The 17,499-nt window shown below is 35.5% G+C and carries 23 protein-coding genes; 6 read left to right on the top strand and 17 right to left on the bottom strand.

From position 1 onward, the window contains the following. Positions 1-20: 20 nt before the first annotated feature. Positions 21-626, bottom strand: coding sequence for a helix-hairpin-helix domain-containing protein (locus P9E47_RS07680; protein ID WP_326163036.1), 606 nt, complete (start codon positions 624-626; stop codon positions 21-23). Positions 627-722: 96 nt separating this feature from the next. Here P9E47_RS07680 and comER point away from each other — a divergent pair, with 96 nt between their 5' ends. After that, positions 723-1,550: a late competence protein ComER gene (comER, locus tag P9E47_RS07685; RefSeq protein WP_003332292.1), complete on the top strand. Its 828-nt coding sequence runs from the start codon at positions 723-725 to the stop codon at positions 1,548-1,550. A 76-nt stretch (positions 1,551-1,626) separates the two neighbouring features. Here comER and P9E47_RS07690 read toward each other — a convergent pair whose 3' ends face one another. The 8 genes from P9E47_RS07690 to P9E47_RS07725 form a co-directional block, all read right to left on the bottom strand. Then, positions 1,627-2,367: a class I SAM-dependent DNA methyltransferase gene (locus P9E47_RS07690; RefSeq protein WP_326163037.1), complete on the bottom strand. Its 741-nt coding sequence runs from the start codon at positions 2,365-2,367 to the stop codon at positions 1,627-1,629. Between the two features lie 3 nt (positions 2,368-2,370). Beyond that, complete coding sequence (gene rsfS, locus P9E47_RS07695; protein ID WP_003332289.1) at positions 2,371-2,724, bottom strand: ribosome silencing factor; 354 nt, start codon at positions 2,722-2,724, stop codon at positions 2,371-2,373. 32 nt (positions 2,725-2,756) lie between these two features. Then, the gene (gene yqeK, locus P9E47_RS07700) at positions 2,757-3,317 is read right to left on the bottom strand and encodes a bis(5'-nucleosyl)-tetraphosphatase (symmetrical) YqeK (RefSeq protein ID WP_003332288.1); all 561 of its coding nucleotides are present in this window, start codon (positions 3,315-3,317) and stop codon (positions 2,757-2,759) included. After that, a complete protein-coding gene (locus P9E47_RS07705) occupies positions 3,268-3,873 on the bottom strand; it encodes a nicotinate-nucleotide adenylyltransferase (protein WP_039957602.1) in 606 nt (201 codons plus the stop codon). Before P9E47_RS07705 ends, yqeK begins: the two co-directional genes overlap by 50 nt. Positions 3,874-3,893: 20 nt before the next feature. Beyond that, on the bottom strand, positions 3,894-4,184 hold the full coding sequence (gene yhbY, locus P9E47_RS07710) for a ribosome assembly RNA-binding protein YhbY (RefSeq protein WP_003332286.1): 291 nt from the start codon (positions 4,182-4,184) through the stop codon (positions 3,894-3,896). Beyond that, on the bottom strand, positions 4,185-5,024 hold the full coding sequence (aroE, locus tag P9E47_RS07715; protein ID WP_326163038.1) for a shikimate dehydrogenase: 840 nt from the start codon (positions 5,022-5,024) through the stop codon (positions 4,185-4,187). Positions 5,025-5,253: 229 nt separating this feature from the next. Further along, complete coding sequence (gene yqeH / locus P9E47_RS07720; RefSeq protein WP_326163039.1) at positions 5,254-6,363, bottom strand: ribosome biogenesis GTPase YqeH; 1,110 nt, start codon at positions 6,361-6,363, stop codon at positions 5,254-5,256. Positions 6,364-6,365: 2 nt separating this feature from the next. Then, the gene (locus P9E47_RS07725; protein WP_326163156.1) at positions 6,366-6,932 is read right to left on the bottom strand and encodes a YqeG family HAD IIIA-type phosphatase; all 567 of its coding nucleotides are present in this window, start codon (positions 6,930-6,932) and stop codon (positions 6,366-6,368) included. 389 nt (positions 6,933-7,321) lie between these two features. On the opposite strand from P9E47_RS07725, the gene P9E47_RS07730 reads away from it, so the two are divergent. Beyond that, positions 7,322-7,462, top strand: a complete 141-nt coding sequence (locus P9E47_RS07730; RefSeq protein WP_003332282.1) for a sporulation histidine kinase inhibitor Sda — start codon at positions 7,322-7,324, stop codon at positions 7,460-7,462. Positions 7,463-7,714: 252 nt separating this feature from the next. Here the strand turns inward: P9E47_RS07730 and P9E47_RS07735 are convergent, their stop codons facing one another. Genes P9E47_RS07735 through P9E47_RS07745 form a run of 3 tightly spaced genes read right to left on the bottom strand, consistent with a single transcriptional unit; the run spans position 7,715 to position 10,374 of the window. Further along, entirely contained in the window at positions 7,715-9,052 is a 1,338-nt protein-coding gene (locus P9E47_RS07735; protein WP_003332281.1) for an ArsB/NhaD family transporter, read from the bottom strand. 19 nt (positions 9,053-9,071) lie between these two features. Further along, positions 9,072-9,530, bottom strand: coding sequence for a hypothetical protein (locus P9E47_RS07740; protein WP_003332280.1), 459 nt, complete (start codon positions 9,528-9,530; stop codon positions 9,072-9,074). A 40-nt stretch (positions 9,531-9,570) separates the two neighbouring features. Beyond that, positions 9,571-10,374 (bottom strand): phosphatidylserine decarboxylase, encoded by an 804-nt coding sequence (locus P9E47_RS07745; RefSeq protein WP_039957609.1) that lies wholly within the window; start codon positions 10,372-10,374, stop codon positions 9,571-9,573. Positions 10,375-10,479: 105 nt separating this feature from the next. Between P9E47_RS07745 and pssA the strand changes: the two genes are divergently transcribed. After that, a complete protein-coding gene (pssA, locus tag P9E47_RS07750) occupies positions 10,480-11,019 on the top strand; it encodes a CDP-diacylglycerol--serine O-phosphatidyltransferase (RefSeq protein WP_003332278.1) in 540 nt (179 codons plus the stop codon). A 46-nt stretch (positions 11,020-11,065) separates the two neighbouring features. Here the strand turns inward: pssA and napH are convergent, their stop codons facing one another. The 3 genes from napH to P9E47_RS07765 all read right to left on the bottom strand — a co-directional run bounded on the left by napH (position 11,066) and on the right by P9E47_RS07765 (position 13,808). Next, positions 11,066-11,965, bottom strand: coding sequence for a quinol dehydrogenase ferredoxin subunit NapH (napH, locus tag P9E47_RS07755; protein ID WP_326163040.1), 900 nt, complete (start codon positions 11,963-11,965; stop codon positions 11,066-11,068). 284 nt (positions 11,966-12,249) lie between these two features. Next, positions 12,250-12,960, bottom strand: coding sequence for an RNA polymerase sporulation sigma factor SigK (gene sigK, locus P9E47_RS07760; protein ID WP_003332275.1), 711 nt, complete (start codon positions 12,958-12,960; stop codon positions 12,250-12,252). Between the two features lie 80 nt (positions 12,961-13,040). Continuing rightward, complete coding sequence (locus tag P9E47_RS07765; protein ID WP_326163041.1) at positions 13,041-13,808, bottom strand: FixH family protein; 768 nt, start codon at positions 13,806-13,808, stop codon at positions 13,041-13,043. 179 nt (positions 13,809-13,987) lie between these two features. Between P9E47_RS07765 and P9E47_RS07770 the strand changes: the two genes are divergently transcribed. Then, on the top strand, positions 13,988-14,947 hold the full coding sequence (locus tag P9E47_RS07770) for a metal ABC transporter solute-binding protein, Zn/Mn family (protein ID WP_326163042.1): 960 nt from the start codon (positions 13,988-13,990) through the stop codon (positions 14,945-14,947). 43 nt (positions 14,948-14,990) lie between these two features. Here the strand turns inward: P9E47_RS07770 and P9E47_RS07775 are convergent, their stop codons facing one another. Then, a complete protein-coding gene (locus tag P9E47_RS07775; protein WP_003332272.1) occupies positions 14,991-15,287 on the bottom strand; it encodes a DUF2325 domain-containing protein in 297 nt (98 codons plus the stop codon). 202 nt (positions 15,288-15,489) lie between these two features. Between P9E47_RS07775 and P9E47_RS07780 the strand changes: the two genes are divergently transcribed. Both P9E47_RS07780 and P9E47_RS07785 read left to right on the top strand, forming a co-directional pair. Continuing rightward, a complete protein-coding gene (locus P9E47_RS07780; RefSeq protein ID WP_326163043.1) occupies positions 15,490-16,083 on the top strand; it encodes an IMEF encapsulin system ferritin-like cargo protein in 594 nt (197 codons plus the stop codon). Between the two features lie 20 nt (positions 16,084-16,103). Beyond that, the gene (locus tag P9E47_RS07785; protein ID WP_003332270.1) at positions 16,104-16,952 is read left to right on the top strand and encodes a family 1 encapsulin nanocompartment shell protein; all 849 of its coding nucleotides are present in this window, start codon (positions 16,104-16,106) and stop codon (positions 16,950-16,952) included. Between the two features lie 62 nt (positions 16,953-17,014). Here P9E47_RS07785 and P9E47_RS07790 read toward each other — a convergent pair whose 3' ends face one another. Then, complete coding sequence (locus P9E47_RS07790; protein WP_326163044.1) at positions 17,015-17,479, bottom strand: hypothetical protein; 465 nt, start codon at positions 17,477-17,479, stop codon at positions 17,015-17,017. Positions 17,480-17,499: the final 20 nt, after the last annotated feature.

The raw sequence follows: 17,499 nt of genomic DNA on the forward strand, positions 1-17,499 counted from the left end.
TGTATTTCTGTATTAATATTTTAACGAACCTTAATCTGATCCTTTAGTTTCTCAAACGATTTAGCACCGATTCCCGATACATTAACAATATCTTCAATTTCCTTAAATGGACCATTCTGTTCCCGAAAGGTGATAATACTCGCTGCCTTAGCTGCCCCAATTCCAGGTAAGCTTTCCAATTCACTTGGGGTGGCTGTATTAATATTAATCTTACCGTCATCAACTTCATTTGCAGGTAATCCAATATTATTATCTATAACCTCACCGATCACAGGGATATAGAGTACCATTTCGTCCGTTACACGGGCTGCCAAGTTAATTTTTATTTGATCAGCGTCAGTCTGAAACCCTCCTGCCATTTGGATTGCATCCAGTACCCTTTTCCCATCTTCAAGCTTATACACCCCCGGTTTCACCACAGCTCCTTTAATGTCAATATACACAATCGAAGGCTTCAACTTTTCCGGAATGGGTGCGACCTCTTCTTTTTCCAATTCAGCCATTGTTGTGATTTCCTCTGTTTTGTCATTACGATCATAAAGCTTAATGAAAAGAAATAGAATAAACACAAATATGATAACCGCAATAATAGTAATTCTTTTTTTATCAATAATAATTTGAGCCATTTTATCGCCCCATTCGTAATTTAGAAATCAATCATATTTAATCTTCCTGAATCATAAGCATTAGTAGAGTATTGTTTGCAAAGAGGGGGGAAAATTGTGAACATAGGAGTTATCGGGACTGGAAACATGGGCAAAATCCTTATTGAAGCATTTCTTAAATCCTCCGCCGTAAACGAAGAGAATTTATATATTATGAATCGAACAAAAACAAAAGCTGAACAATTAAAAAGCGAATTTCCAAATATTCATGTTGTTGATTCTCCCGAGGATATTGTTAAAAGCTCTGAATATATCTTTTTATGTATTAAACCATTGGATATTTATCCATTGCTTAAAGGATTGGCACCGTTATTAAAGAAAGAGCAATGTATTGTATCGATAACAAGTCCAATAAGCGTTGAACAATTAGAGTCGATTGTACCATGTGCGGCTATCAGGGTAATACCGAGTATTAATAACCGAGTTTTGTGCGGAACTTCTTTACTTTCCTCTGGAAAACATTGTCCAGCACACCATCAAGCATTCATTGAACAAATCATGACGAAAATTTCGACACCGGTCACCATCGAGGAAAATATAACAAGAGTTGCTTCGGATATTACGAGCTGTGGACCTGCCTTTTTTACCTATTTACTCCGTAATTTCATCAATGCAGCTGTAGTGGAGACTGAGATCACAAGGGAACAAGCCACATTATTAGCCAGTAAAATGATTATCGGATTAGGTCAATTAATTGAGCAGGAAGTATACACACTGGAAACATTGCAAGAAAAAGTATGTGTAAAAGGTGGGATTACCGGCGAAGGGATTAAAGTCCTCGAAGATGAAATTGGAGCCATGTTTAATCATTTATTCCAACAAACACATGCCAAATTTAAGCATGAAAAAGAAAAGGTTAATGAACAATTTTGCATAAAGGACTAATTCGCTATAAATCTACAAAATCCTGCTAAATAAAGAAATAAATTAGAAAAAAACCGAAGGAAGCATCCCTCGGTTTTTATTTCTTTTTTAAAGTGAAAAAGATTCTCTGCGAATTTTCTGCTGGTTTCTCCTCAGAAAAATCCGCTGAAATCTCCAATAATTCAAAACCTGCTTTTTCCAGCCATTGTTGATAATAATTAATCGGAAATGTTCGCTGATAATGGACTTCATCATATCTATGATAAATATCATTATCCTTTACGAAAAAGGTCAATTCATGCTCCACTGAATGCGGTTGTTCCCCGGCAAAGCAATTCCAAATGTACGATATCTCTTCTTCATTACTGCTATAGGTTTCGCCTATAAAAATATTGTCCATTTTATAGATTGAATGAACATCAAATAAGAAAAGTCCACCTGGAAGCAGTTGGTCATAAATTTTTCTAAAAGTTAGTTCAACATCTTGTTCTGTTTTTAAATAATTTAGAGAATCGCAAAATACACCAATTACATCAAAAGGTTCAAACCCTTCCAACTCCTTCATATCCTGCTGAAAAAAGGCTATTTGAACACTCGCTTCCATTGATTTTGCATGGGCTATTGCTAACATTTCTTCAGATAAATCAATTCCGGTGACATTATACCCTTGAATTGCGAGCGGTATCGACAACGTACCAGTGCCACAGCCAAGGTCTAATAGACGTTTGCCCCCATTCCCATACTTCGTAATATTTTTCATTATGAATTGCAGCCAATCTTCATAGGGGGCATCCATCATTAGTTCATCGTAAAGAAGCGCAAAATGCTGGTACGACATATTTTAAACCAATCTTTCCTGAATATTGACTCTTGGAGCATCTCCCCACAGGCGTTCTAGATTATAATAAATTCTTTCATCTCGATGGAAAATATGTACAATAACGTCACCTAGGTCACAAAGCACCCAACGTGCTTCATCAAAGCCTTCTAATCTTTTAATGCTAATATCATTTTCCAATGCTTTATCTTTAACTTCCCGTGCAATTGCCTGAACCTGCTTCTCAGAATTTCCATGACAAATAATAAAATAATCCGCAACAAGAGAAACGCCCCGCATATCCAATACGGTTATTTCCTCTGCCCTTTTATCATCTGCAGCCTTGGCTGTAATTAACACAATATCCTTTTCACTCATTTAATTCCAATTCCTCCTTAAGATGTTTATGATTATTGACATCTTATAAGTGTATTATAAGTTTCTAATGTATCCGGATAAATGGGTTGCTTTTTATCCAACAAAAACTTGATTGTATTTCTTAGCGCCATAACAACGGCCTCATTTAAATTTTCAAAAGCAACTTTGCGAACGTCGTCTACACCAGGAAACTTTCTTCCCGGTTCAATATAATCTGCCAAGAAAACTATTTTATCCAACATATTCATATCCTTGTTTCCGGTTGTATGAAACCGAATTGCCTGCAATATATCCTCATCGAGAATTCCAGCTTCTGTACGTACAAGATAAGCGCCAACCGGTGCATGCCACAGCTCTGAATGGTATTCTAATAGTTGTTTAGGCATATTTTCATCGATTATGATTTTTCTCATTTCCTCTTTCGAACGAAACTTTGCATAATCGTGAAAGATGGCAGCAAGCTCAGCCTTCCTACTGTCCACTCCATATTTTTCGGCTAACTGAACGGCTGTCTCCATCACACCTACCGTATGCTCATACCGTTTATCTGTCAGCTGTTCTTTTACAAGGGCTAATGCTTTCGCTCGATCCATAAAGATTTTTCTCCTCTATATATTCTCTAACAGCATCTGGTAAAAAGTATTTTGTATTTTGATTATTTTTAAAACGACGCCGAAGTTCAGAAGAAGACATATCAAACTGGGGTACTTCCACTTCAATTACATTGTATCTTGAAACAATTTTAAATTTCGGACGTTTCACACCTACAAAATGAACATCATGAACGAGCTCATCAATCCGATACCATTTTGGTAAATATTCCACCATATCAGCTCCAATGATGAAATAGAATTCCGCATTTGGGTACTTTTCCTTTAGAATGGCAATTGTATCATATGTATAGGATGGACCTGAACGTTCAAATTCGATTGGCTGCAGTTTAAAGCATTCATTATCGGCAATAGCCAATTTTACCATCTCGAGGCGATCCTCACCTCTTGATTTAGCATCTGCTTTATGGGGTGGAGTATTAGTTGGCATAAACCAAACCTCATTTAACTGCAATGAAGATAATACTTCCTGGGCAATAATTAAATGTCCATTGTGCGGGGGGTCAAAAGTACCACCTAATATCCCAACCTTCATCACAAACCAATCCCTTCATTGTTTTAAGGAAGACTTATTTGCTTATGTTCAATCGATTCCTTGTAAAGAACAATTGTATTTCCAATAATTTGGACGAGCTCTGCCTTTGCGCCTTTTGCTAAACTTTCGGCAACCTCATCACGGTCAAATTCACAGTTTTGTAAAACACTTACTTTAATTAATTCACGGGCCTCAAGTGCTTCCCCAATTTGTTTAATCATGTTTTCATTCACGCCACCCTTTCCAACCTGGAAAATTGGATTTAAGTGATGTGCTTTAGATCGTAAAAAACGTTTTTGTTTTCCTGTTAACATTTATTCGTTTCCTCCCAATTGCTTCATTACAATTTGTTCCATTCGGTTATAATCCGGTTTTTCCTTTGTCCACATTTCAAAAGCCAATGCACCCTGTCCTACGAACATCCCTATACCATTTTGTGTAACGGCTCCTGCTATTTTTCCTTCTTTTAACCATTTTGTTTCTAAAGGATTATAAATAATATCACTTAGAATTGTTCCAGGCTGCATATTTGTCAGTTGCAGTGGAAGCTCTTCTATTTGGGGACTCATTCCAACAGAAGTGGTATTTATAATAATTTGATATTCCGCTAAATTTTTTTCAGCTTCCTTTATAGACCTTGCATTAGACTGAACCCGATAAGGGTTATTGGAGATTAGCTCTTCTGCTTTTTCGACCGTTCTATTGGCTATATCAATTGCATTAGCCCCCATCCGGGCCAATGTCACAAAAACGCCTCTAGCTGCACCCCCAGCGCCAACGATCAACATTTTTTTGTTAAGAAAATCTGCACCTGCAATAGTTTGAAGTGAAACAGCAAACCCTTTACCATCCGTATTATAGCCGTATAGTTTACCATCCCGATTCACAACTGTATTGACAGCTCCAATTTGCAACGCTTCTTCGTCGATTTCATCTAAATATTTCATTATTTCAACCTTATGTGGAATCGTCACATTAAATCCAGATAACCCTAATGCCTTAATTCCGTTCACGGCATTTTCTAATTCATTAGGATGAACATCAAATGCATGGTAATAACAGTCCAATCCTAAAAAAGAAAATTGGTCATTATGCATAATCGGTGACATCGAATGCCCTACCGGATGCCCTAATAATCCAAATAACTTCCCCATTTCTCTCCCCCGTTTCTACTATCAAATGCTGAATTATAAAGATCAAATACGCCTTGGCGTATTTGCGCCCGGATTTTTTCGAGCTTGCTCGAAAAACTACCTCTGAAAATCCGTGGCATCCGCCGGAGGCTTTAACTTTATTCGGAAAGGGTTTGCACACCCACTGAATGGAGTACTACATTTCATTAATCCCACCACTTTAGGGAGTAGTCACTTCTTCTGAATAAACTTAAATCAACGATTGTCTAATCGTTACCCCCACACCTTTTGGAACATGTGCCACTATTTTTGCCCCTGGCTCGTTGCACGTAACCCAGCCCAAGCCGTGAAAAACGATATCAGTTTTAGCTTCACGGATCATGAATTCCTGTTTCACTAATGGAGGAAATTCTTTTACTTCCTCTTCAAAAGGCGGGAATAATAGCTCACCTACATGGTCTTCGTATAGTTTATCGGCTTTCTCAAGCTTCGTTCGGTGAATATTTAATTCATTTGATACATAACAAGTAAACGATTTTCTTCCCCCTGAAATATAATCAAACCTTGCTAATCCACCAAAATATAAAGTTTGACCTTCATTTAATTGAAATACTCTTGGTTTAATTTCCTTTCTAGGGGAAATCATCTTTAATCCTTTTTCATTCACAAAATGTGCCATCTGGTGATGATTAATTATGCCAGGCGTATCAAATAACGACGTTCCATCATCAAGTGGGATATCTATTAAATCGAGTGTTGTTCCAGGGAACTGTGATGTCGTAATTACATCATCGGTTACTCCGCTGAATTCTTTAATGATTTTATTAATAAAGGTTGACTTACCAACATTTGTACAGCCAACAACATAGACATTTTTTCCTTCACGGTGGAAATCAATGGCTGCAGCTAGTTCTTGTACACCTTCACCTTTTGCTGCACTTATTAAGTAAACATCTTTCGGTTTTAAGCCGAGTTGGCTAGCAGAATACTTCATCCAATGAATAAGCTTAGAATTTTTAACTGACTTAGGTAATAAATCAACTTTATTTCCTACTAATAATACTTTATTCTTACCAACAAAACGATGTAATCCTGGCAACCAGCTTCCGTTAAAATCAAAGATATCTACAATTTTAACAACTAACGCATCAGAATCGCCAATGCCATTTAAAATTTTTAAGAAGTCATCATCCGTCAAAGATACATCTTGGATTTCATTATAATGCTTCAGCCGGAAGCATCGTTGACAGATTAAAACCTCGCGATCTAAAGCAGAGGGGGGTGCATAACCTATTTCTGTTTTATTTTCTGTTTGAATCTTTACACCGCAGCCTTGACAATGTAAAATTTGATTTTCCAAAATTATTCCTCCCAATATACCATACCTTTTCTTCTCATCCTGTTTAAAATAGATCGTTCAATTCGACGGTTAAATTTAGTAAAGAAACCATCGGATTGGGCTACTGGTACAACTAATATCGTATGGAGCCCGGAACGGTTACCTCCTAATACGTCTGTTAACAGTTGGTCTCCAATTACAACGACCTCATCTTTTTTTAGATTCATATCATGAACAGCTTTTCGAAAAGCTCTTCCCATCGGTTTTCTTGCTTCATATATATACTGAATACCTAATGGTCCTGAAAACTGCTTCACTCGTTCTTTATTATTATTGGAAACAACCGTAATGATAATGCCATGGTCTTTCATCTTTTGGAACCATTCTACTAACTTTGGCGTTGCTTCCGGACGATCCCATTCAACAAGGGTATTATCCAAATCAGTAATAATTCCTTTAATACCTCTTTCCTTCAATTTTGCCGGGTCAATCTCAAAAATACTTTTTACATGCTCATTTGGTAAAAACAAATCTAGCAAGACAAACACCTCTAAACAATTAAACTTTAACTTTAACTTTAACTTCCCTATACCCTTACTAATAATAGCCAAAGTCCGACAACGTTTCAAAACATTATTTACAGAAATACATTGTTTTTTTGTCGAATATTGTTATTCAAAAAAACTTTTCGACAAATTTCAATAAAATCCTCGATTGTGGATAACTTTATGCACATTATTAAAGGTTGAATTAACTGGAATTATTTACATTATAAACATAATACCCACAAGTTATCCACTTTTATCTGTGGATATAAGAACGATTGTTCTAAAATATAAAACATGTTAATGTATAGACATAGGGAGAAAATATTAAATATATGTAAAAAAAAAGAAAAAATGACAAAGAGAAATAAAAAAAGAGAAAATATTTTTAAAACTTGTAGGAGGTGAATGGCCAGCACTCCTGGCTAACAAAAATGAGAACATTATCTGATGAATTATTATTAGAGTCATTCTACAAGGCCATCGAACTTAACTTAAGTCCAGATTTTATTCAACTAATTAAAAAAGAAATTGAACGCCGTTCATTGCACACTAAGATAAAAAAAACATCATAAAAGTTGCAGATGCACCTTGAATAGAAATGAAACATCCTGTCCCAAAATGGAACAGGATGTTTTTTTGCGTGCTCCAGTTAAACGGGTGCTTACGCTTTTCTATTGTCTAGCTCCAGCACCCAGCGACTCGTAAAACTTCACACGCCTCCCTACGATAAGTCAACATCGACTCGTCAAAGACTCGTCGTGTTTCCTTTATCTCAGTCGACGTGCTCCAGTTTTTTCGTCGCTAAACGGGTGCTTACGCTTTTCTTACAAGAAAGCGGTTAAATATCTGAAATAAATATAAACATGTGAAATAGCTAATGCAATTAAAGTTAATGGACCACCAATTTTTAAGAATTGCATATAGGTAAAGCCATTTCCTTCACGAGCAGCAATTCCGGCAACGATAACGTTTGCAGAAGCACCTATAAGTGTACCATTTCCTCCTAAACATGCACCGAGTGATAAGGACCACCATAATGCATCTATTTCTGGTGCATCTACAGGTAAGTTCATACCAAGCGCCATATCTTGAATTAACGGTATCATCGTTGCAACAAATGGAATATTATCAATAAACGCAGAAGCAATACCTGATACCCATAAAATTAATATCGCGGCAGTCGGAATATGGCCACCCGTAAGATCCAATGCTTTTTCTGCTAAACTTTTAATGATCCCTACATCAACGAGCCCGCCAACTAGTGTAAATAAACCGGCAAAGAAAAAGATTGTAACCCATTCTACGCTATGGAATACTTGCTCAAGATCATGCTCTTTAACACCGATTAACATTAATAGAGTTGCCCCTGCTAACGCTACTACTGGCGCCTCAAGATGTATAACAGAATGCAGAACAAAACCTAAGATGGTAAGACCGAGAACGATTAATGATTTTTTCATTAATACCATATCTTTAATATATTCGTTTTCATCCAATGCCATAAGCTTCTGTTTTTGCGATTCATCGACTGTTAATTGCTTGCGGAACATAAAATAAATCAAAACCATTGTTACTAGAGTAATGACAACAACAACTGGTGTTAAATTAAATAGAAACTGATTAAACGTTAAATGCTTAACAGCATTACCAATCATAATATTGGGCGGATCACCTATTAATGTTGCTGTTCCTCCAATATTAGAAAATAAAACTTCAGAAATTAAATATGGAACAGGATTTACTCCTAATAGTCTTGTAATTGAAAACGTAACAGGTACAATTAATAGAACGGTTGTAACATTATCTAAAAATGCAGATGCAAATGCGGTTAAAAGTGACAATACTACTAATATTTTAATTGGATCACCTTTTGCAAATTTTGCTGATTTTAAGGCAGCATATTGAAAGACACCAGTGGTGCTCGTAATTCCAACTAAAATCATCATCCCTATTAATAAAGTAATTGTTCCCCAGTCAACATGGTGCGTAAAGGCTGATTCTAAATCAACAATACCAAATCCAATCATTAAAATGGCACCAAGTAATGCAACAACTGCTCTATTTATTTTTTCTGTAATAATGAATGCATATGTAGCTAAGAAAATGATAACTGCTAAGTAAATTTGAAAGTTTGAAATCTCTTGTGCTACTGAATGTTCCACTTCTCCATTCCCCTTCGAGTTAATTTTTATTTATCTTTTTAGCATTATTTCCTGTTATCGTTAATTTCCCTCCATCTTTTGGACAGTTTAGAGTATTAGCATCCATATCGGTATCCTGAATAAAAAAGTTAAATCCACACTCGTTACATTGAAGCTCTAGCATACGATCAATTAATATTTTGGAAGGAGTTCCCTCTTGGTCTGTGTCAATTAATTCCACATGAAAGCGTGGATTTGAATTATCCTCGGCAATCATTTTCCCCTCAATTTCATCCCTTGTTCTCCAGCCCCTATCAATTAAATGTGAATCTAGTTCGGTTAAAGATGCCTCTTGAATCTCCCTCATAGCTAGTTTCATAAGCTGTTCGTTGCTTAATGTTTCAAATTCAAGGTCATTCCCAAGCTTCTTCCAAAAGCTTCGTAACTGATTTTCAGTAACGACTATTTCGACTATTTTATTTATTAGCACATTTTTCATCCCAGTGCCTCCTCTATTTGTAAAAAAATTCAGTCAAAAATTATTCTATCATATTATTCAACAAATTTTGAACTAAAACACCAATTTTTTGACCCATTTTTATTGATTTATTTTTTATATTACCATTCGCTTTAAAACTATCTTTTTCAAATAGTAGGATTACAGTTGACCCAAATGAAAAATAGCCAATTTCTTCACCTTTTTCCAAAAACTCATTTTCATGTGTTAGTGTAACACTATTAATAAACAGTGCTCCGACCTTCGCAAGAACGACATGAACTCCATTACATTCAATCTCTGAAATTTTTCGATAATTTTCTGATAAAGGTGACTTTCCATACTTTAATCCCCATTTATTTACCGGATATGATTTTCCACCAAGGTCCCATTGCGAAATAACTTGCCCAGACACCGGACTATGTATTCTATGGTAATCCTTAGGGCTTAAATAAATGATCATGAAAACACCGTCGATGTACTTTTCAAATGCTTGATCATTCCCCAACATTTTTCTAATAGAAAAGAGCTGACCTTTAACGAGAATATTCTTTTCTTCCGTGATCGTACCCAAATCCTCTACAAAGCCATCGACAGGGCTGATCACAGTTGTAGAATCTTCATCAATTTGACGGGCATCCTTTTTCAGAGTACGAATAAAAAAATCATGTAAACTTTTATAATCGTTAATATTTTTCTCGATCTCACTCTCATTTATTTTAAAAACCTTAATAAAAGATGGGATTAATCTTTTACTTATTTTTGAAGTCGTATAGGCGCGAACTATACTTGAAATGTATAAATTATTAGTCAAATCAATAAGAAAACGGTAAAAATACTTAAGCATAATTAAAATTTCCTCCTTTTCAGAACCCATTTTTCGATTTCCCTACTATATGTAATTTTTGAATCATAAAATAGTTAAAATCGTTAAAAGTGGGGGGACATTTCTATGTTTTTATCACAATATATTGATCATACAATTAAAAAAATCAAGTCACAAGTAGCAAATATTTTGACGATCATGAACTTAAGCTTTGGAGTTTGCGCATTGCTGGCGGTTTTACGGGGTGAATATCAACTCAGCTTATTACTCATTTTTATTGCAGCACTTTCCGACCGCTTTGATGGATTGGTTGCCCGGAAACTAAGTATTGAATCAGAGTTCGGCAAACAGCTTGATTCAATGTGTGACATTGTCTCATTTGGAGTTGCGCCGGCTTTACTGACCTACCAATTGGTTCTTTTTGAATATGGTGCACCGGGTATATTATTTGCCATTATCTATATCATTTGTGGAGCGATCCGTTTATCCAAATTCAACATTACTGAAAATAACGGATATTTTACAGGCTTGCCAATTACAGTAGCCGGAATTATATTAACATTTTCCACCCTTTTAGTATCGGTTTTGCCTTCCTATCTATTTATGTACGTCATAATTGGTCTGGCTTTGATGATGATTGGAACTTTTAAATTAAAAAAGATCTAAAATACATTAGGCAGTCTCAACAATTTTTGAGACTGCCATTACAATTTCATGCACCTTTATACCATTTTTTCTTTTCTTCACGATGCGCATCTAATTTAACGAGATCTTGTTTTTTAATTGTGATTGACAGTGCTTCTACAGGACAGTTGTCCACGCATTTTCCACATAGTGTACAATCGGCATCCGATACATACATTTCCAAGCGGTTAATAGATGGCTCTAAAATATCAGGATCAGATAAACAAACCGACCTACACATATCACACCCCATGCAACGATTATGATCGAACTTTACCCTGAATAATCCGAATTTCCCAATTGATTGGTATAACCCGCCGAGCGGACATAAATAACGGCACCAGCCCCGTCTTGAAACAACTAAATCAAATAAAACGATAGCTAGTAAAAACCATAAACCCATTCCCATTGAAAAAATAAGACTTCTCATTGTATTCCCAATGGGTGAAATAATTTCAAATATCGGCACTCCCATTACAAAAGATAGAACAAGCGTCACGATGGCGATATACATTTTTGTTTTTCTATCTAAGGGCTTGTCAGGTAAATCGACATATTTTCTGATTTTATCGGTAACCTCCAACAAGGTGTTAACCGGGCAAACCCAACTGCAAAATACTCGTCCCCTGATTAACAAATACCCTAAAAAGATGATCAGTGCCCCTCCAAGATAGCTCCAGATGATTTGCCTTGATGCTAAAGTAACCTGAAGGGCACTAAAAGGATCCGACAGGGGTATCCCAAAAATTTGGGAAGATGATAAGGATCCATAAAAAAAGTTTTCTCCTTCAACTTCCACTAATACTAATGGAGATAAAAAGAACAGTAATATAAAAATCTGAACACAATGTCTTGCAATCGACCATTTTCGTATCCGTTTCCGCTTTTTTTGTTTTATCGGTTCCAAATCCTCTAGTTCAAAATCCATGTCTTAATCCCCCAAACAATGATTTACTAATATCTTACATCTAGGGGTATTGGAGTACTTGTGAAATTAATCACGAGATCCAACTGTTCGAAATTTTGTCAAAATCCGAAAAGCGGAAGCACCCGTTTAGCGACGTATAAACTAGAGCACGGTGACTGAGATATAGGAAACACGATGAGCAGAGCGAATCGATGTTGACTTATCGTAGGGAGGCGGGCGAAGTTTACTAGTCGCTGGGTGCTGAAGCTAGACAAGAAAAGGGGGCTGCAGCCCCCTTTAGTTCATTATCCTCGTTTTTTCCGTTCATTCCGATAAAATTCATGAAATAGCTTCATCAAAGCCCGTTTCTCTATCCTGGAGACATAACTCCTTGAGATCCCAAGCTCCTTTGCGATTTCCCGCTGCGTTTTTTCCTTTTGCAAATCTAAACCGAATCGACCTACGATGACTTCCTTTTCTCTTTCATCTAATATGTGAATATACTCATTTATTTTTTCCAACTCCATTAAAAGTTGAATTGTATCTACAACATCCTCATTTTCGGATTTTAAAATATCGATTAAACTTATTTCATTCCCTTCTTTATCCTGACCGATAGGATCATGTAAGGAAACATCTCTTTTCGTCTTTTTTAAGGCCCGGAGATGCATAAGGATTTCATTTTCTATACACCTGGCAGCATAGGTCGCAAGCTTTGTTCCCTTTCCGAAGGAATAGCTTTCAATTGCTTTAATTAAACCAATGGTACCTATAGAAATTAAATCTTCAGAGTCCTCCCCAGTATTTTCAAACTTTTTTACAATATGGGCTACAAGTCTTAAGTTATGCTCAATCAGTCGATTTCTGGCATCAGGATCTCCTTGCTCCATTAGAAGAAGATATTTTTTTTCGTCCTGTTCAGATAACGGCTGTGGAAAAGCGTTGTTTTTTACATAAGAGACAAGAAAAAATAGCTCTTTTAGAAGATAACCCATAGCTGTAATTAATAAAGACACAAAATCACCTCCATTTAACATAGTAGGTATTTGCCTATTACCAATCCTATGCCATGAAAGTAATATCTGTGTCTGTCCATTTATTGAATTGTTACTTTTTCCTCCTTATGGTCATGTATATCAGTATCTTTCTTTTCAACATGAACCTTTACATTATACAATCCCTTTTCCGTAAATGTTTTTACAGCTGAATACTCTCCATTCTTGGCTTCAACCGCATCAATGAATTCATGTTTTTCTTGACCATCCGGCCAAACTTCAAATCTTACTTTAGCCCCTTGTAATGGTGCACCTTTATAAGTTAGATGGGTCTGCAATTTACTCTCTTCATCAACCTTCATTTTCTCATCACTCATAAAATGTATTAACAGATCTGACCCATGATGATGATCGCCTTCTGCCGCATGCTGATGCTCTATTTCTGTATCCGTTTCAATTTGCGTAGCAGTTAAATCAACAACATCAAAATCCCTTTGTGGCATTGTATGCAGATCTCTTGCTTGGACATGTGCAATCACATGATACGTCCCTATATTAGCAAATGATTTTTTTATTGAATAAATTCCATCCCCTTGGTTCTCACCTTTTATTTTTTCATGGTTTTCTTCGTCATCTTTCCATACTTCAAATTCTACATCTGAAGCATCATCAACTTTTTCATTACCTTGGGTTACGGTAGCTTCAAAGGTTACTTCTTTATTGACCTCAATTGGACTTGGATGAATCACAATATCGACTGCAATAGGTACAAACTCTTCAATACCTGAATTTGATTCCTGTTTTTCTTCATTAGTTCCACATCCAGAAATAATTAACATTATTGCAAAAATTATCGCAAAATATCTCATTCTCTATGTTCCTCCTAGTTTGCCACTGTATTTACTATGTGTAAATTCACAACTTATATTATATGAACATTTTGTGATAAAAGTATGAAATCTAATAAAATTTTAAATCGTAATGATTATGACTTGCAAATCGTAATAATTACGATATAATTACAAAGGGTATAAAAGGGGGTAAAAATGTGAAAAAAACAATCGGACTTTTTATTTTGTTTATATTAGTTAGCGTATTTATAACAGGATGCAGTCAAAAGCCAAATGAAATAGACCAGGCTGAAAATGATCCAACTACTGATGATACTCTTAAAGTTTATACAACGTTGTTTCCATTAGAAGATTTCACAAAGAAAATTGGAGGCTCGCATGTGGACGTAACAACTATTATTCCTCCAGGAATAAATGCCCATACGTACGAACCAACAACAAAAACAATGATTGAGATTGCAGACGGTGACGAGTTTATTTTTTCTAGCGAGATTATGGAACCTTATGCAAAAAAAATTGCTGAAGCGCTCAAAGATGAAAATGTAAAAATGGTCGAAGCATCAAATGGTATTACAATGATTGCCGCCGATGAAGAAGAACATACTGCTGGACATGCGGATATTCATAACCATGGGGACGTCGATCCACATGTCTGGATTGACCCAATATTAGCGATAAAATTAGCGGAAAACATTAAAGATAGCTTAATAGAATTAAAACCAGAAGCAACAGAAGATTTTAATGCTAATTTCAATACTTTAAAAATGCAATTAGAACAATTAAACGGAAGCTTTGAAAAACTAATAAAAGGAAAAGAATCACCGAAAATTTTAGTTTCTCATGCCGGATATGGTTATTGGGAGAAAAGGTATGGTATTAAACAAATTTCTATTACTGGACTTTCTTCTACAAATGAACCTTCCCAGCACCAGTTACAAGAGATTATTGATAACGCGAAAGCAAGTAAAATAAAATATATTATTTTTGAACAAAACGTTACTCCAAAGGTTGCGGAGATTATTAAAAATGAAATCGATGCAGATGTTTTACGTATTCATAACCTTTCAGTCTTAACCGAAGAAGATATTAAAAACAATGAAGACTACTTTTCCCTTATGGAAAAAAATATTGAAACTCTGAAAAAAACATTAGAATAATATTAATGATAGTGTCCACGCAGAAATACTTTCTGAATGGACACTATTTCTTTGTCAACACTTCACATTGCTGTATCGCTTGAAAAATGGAACACCACGAACGTTTAACAAAGTATGTTGGAACCTCCTGACTTTTTGCTTTTTGCTTGATCACTTTTGCGAGATTATGGTTAATATAATCTGTCATCACAAAAATGACATCTACGTAACTTGGAATATTACGTTTTGTCATATTATCTTTTCGACCGTCCATATGTATTATATTTGTTACCCCGCAATTCAATAATTTCTCTGTAATATTGCCTAAGTGATCCGCACCAACAATCATTAAATTTGCCATATCTTCTACCTCCATTTTGCCGTTATTATTAACTATATATTAATTGAGAATGATTCTCTTTGTCAATAATATTGAGAATAATTTTCAATTAGATTTATTTTCTTAATTAATCCTAATTTTATCTAGGAATTCACTCCAATTGAGTATATTTATGACTTTTGCTGTCAACCTTATAATAGTACTACTTTAAGGGGTTGAAAGAATGACCAATGAAGCTATTAAAGAACTAGAAGAACTATTTATTCGAACAGAAGAGGCTGTCACAACATTTATGAATATGCTACAGCCAAAAATAGAAGGAGCAAACGATGAATACCAGCATTTATACTGGCACCATATTTATGAGGAGGAGGAACAACGTCTAGACCGTCTAAAAGATTTACTTCCAAGGGTTAACCACTACGTTAATAACAAGGAAGATCAATCGATTGATAATCTGGAATTTATTCATTTATTGCAGGATATTAGTCTTGAAAAATTTGGATTACATAATTTTGAGGAGCATTTAGATTTAGCTCTCTATGACGACTCGACAGGAGAGCATGGTGAAACATTAAGGTCAATGCGGAAAATGACAGAAGCAGATTATAAAAGAATTAAAGTACTATTAAATACTTTAAACGAAGCATATGGTGGGGCTGCCAATCGTGCCGGATCCGTTCCGACCGATGAAAAAGAACATGTTGGAGATCATTTGAAGCTAGGGAAATTCTCCAACGAACATACAATCATGAACGAAAAACCAATCATTCCTGGGAAAAAAAAGCTTACAGTTGGAAGCTTAAAATATAATTAATAAAAGGAGATAAAGAAAAAATGAGTTATAGTTCACGTTATCCAGATGCACCACTTTCAGATGGTGAATGGAATGACCTACAGGAAACAGTAATAAATCATGCTAGAAGAACATTAATCGGAAGACGTATTTTGGATATTTATGGCCCGCTTGGAAGCGGAATACAGTCCATTATGAATGATGTATATGAAGAAAATGACCTTGGCTCCATTAGTCTACATGGTGATTCATTAGAGGTTTCAGACCCTGTAAAACGCGAAAATTTAACGATTCCACTTTTATATAAAGATTTTAAGTTGTTTTGGAGAGATATCGCCCATGCTAAAACGCTTAACATTAACGTTGATTTTTCCACAGCAGCCAATGCGGCAACACAGCTTGCGTTATTAGAGGATGACTTAATTATTAACGGTTCAAAGGAATTTAACATTAGCGGGTTAATGAATGTAAAAGGCAGAATTACTCACATCCGTGGCGATTGGATGAAGTCAGGCCATGCCTTTCAAGATATTGTAGATGCGAGAAATAAGCTTCTGCAAATGGGGCATACCGGTCCTTATGCGTTAATCGTTGCGCCGCAATTATATGCTTTAATGCATCGTGTTCACCAAGGGACTAACGTGCTGGAGATTGAACATATTCGTGAGATCGTTACCGACGGGGTATTCCAATCTCCTGTTATAAAAGGTGACGCCGGTATCCTGATTGCAACCGGAAAACAGAATGTTGATTTAGCCATTTCCGAAGATTTTGATGTTGCCTATATGGATGAAGAACAAATGAACCATATTTTCCGAATTTATGAAACCATCGTTCCAAGAATAAAACGCCCCAGTGCTATTTGTACCCTTGAGGATCCAAAATCATAAAAGAATTAAAAAAGAGGTAATTAGATTAAATCACGGTCTATTTACCTCTATTCTTTGCTATTTTAAGCAATTTTAACGATCTTCTTATTCTTTTGTAAAAAATCAATATCAATTTCCTTATTAATGTTTTCTACCCCAATATCCTCAGCAAGGAGTTTCACTTCATTTATAAACGTTTTGATATAGACACCTTTATTTAAATCACATAATTTCTTAAGGTAGCTGTTTTTTTCACTTAACTTTTCCGCTTTATACACTTTATTATTCATCTCGTGAATTTTTTTATGAGTCGGCTCCGTAATTTTGCTTATATCACTAACATTTACAATCATATGATCTCCATTATCAGCAATAAAACCTAATGAATAGAAGATCCCACCAAAAAAGTCTATGTTTGTGATAACAGGATTATTATATTCTTCACCAGTACGTAATCTAATCACGCTAGCTTCGATGACACCACCAAGTTTTCTTTCGTTTGTAAGAATGGAATGGATATCAATAAAACCATTTATTTTGTATGTCATGAAGTATCCTCCTTGTTGAG

This window comes from Schinkia azotoformans, assembly GCF_035811335.1.
Classification (GTDB): Bacteria; Bacillota; Bacilli; order Bacillales; family Bacillaceae_J; genus Schinkia; species Schinkia azotoformans.

Bases quoted from the DNA above. Each gene is read 5' to 3' on its own strand.
- aroE (WP_326163038.1), bottom strand. From the start codon at position 5,024: ATGGGGAAGTTATTTGGATTATTAGGGCATCCGGTAGGGCATTCGATG.
- P9E47_RS07790 (WP_326163044.1), bottom strand. From the start codon at position 17,479: ATGACATACAAAATAAATGGTTTTATTGATATCCATTCCATTCTTACA.
- rsfS (WP_003332289.1), bottom strand. From the start codon at position 2,724: ATGAGTGAAAAGGATATTGTGTTAATTACAGCCAAGGCTGCAGATGAT.
- P9E47_RS07785 (WP_003332270.1), top strand. From the start codon at position 16,104: ATGAGTTATAGTTCACGTTATCCAGATGCACCACTTTCAGATGGTGAA.
- P9E47_RS07745 (WP_039957609.1), bottom strand. From the start codon at position 10,374: ATGCTTAAGTATTTTTACCGTTTTCTTATTGATTTGACTAATAATTTA.
- P9E47_RS07740 (WP_003332280.1), bottom strand. From the start codon at position 9,530: ATGAAAAATGTGCTAATAAATAAAATAGTCGAAATAGTCGTTACTGAA.
- yqeK (WP_003332288.1), bottom strand. From the start codon at position 3,317: ATGGATCGAGCGAAAGCATTAGCCCTTGTAAAAGAACAGCTGACAGAT.
- P9E47_RS07730 (WP_003332282.1), top strand. From the start codon at position 7,322: ATGAGAACATTATCTGATGAATTATTATTAGAGTCATTCTACAAGGCC.
- P9E47_RS07765 (WP_326163041.1), bottom strand. From the start codon at position 13,808: ATGAGATATTTTGCGATAATTTTTGCAATAATGTTAATTATTTCTGGA.
- napH (WP_326163040.1), bottom strand. From the start codon at position 11,965: ATGGATTTTGAACTAGAGGATTTGGAACCGATAAAACAAAAAAAGCGG.
- P9E47_RS07680 (WP_326163036.1), bottom strand. From the start codon at position 626: ATGGCTCAAATTATTATTGATAAAAAAAGAATTACTATTATTGCGGTT.
- P9E47_RS07780 (WP_326163043.1), top strand. From the start codon at position 15,490: ATGACCAATGAAGCTATTAAAGAACTAGAAGAACTATTTATTCGAACA.
- pssA (WP_003332278.1), top strand. From the start codon at position 10,480: ATGTTTTTATCACAATATATTGATCATACAATTAAAAAAATCAAGTCA.
- P9E47_RS07775 (WP_003332272.1), bottom strand. From the start codon at position 15,287: ATGGCAAATTTAATGATTGTTGGTGCGGATCACTTAGGCAATATTACA.
- yhbY (WP_003332286.1), bottom strand. From the start codon at position 4,184: ATGTTAACAGGAAAACAAAAACGTTTTTTACGATCTAAAGCACATCAC.
- P9E47_RS07690 (WP_326163037.1), bottom strand. From the start codon at position 2,367: ATGTCGTACCAGCATTTTGCGCTTCTTTACGATGAACTAATGATGGAT.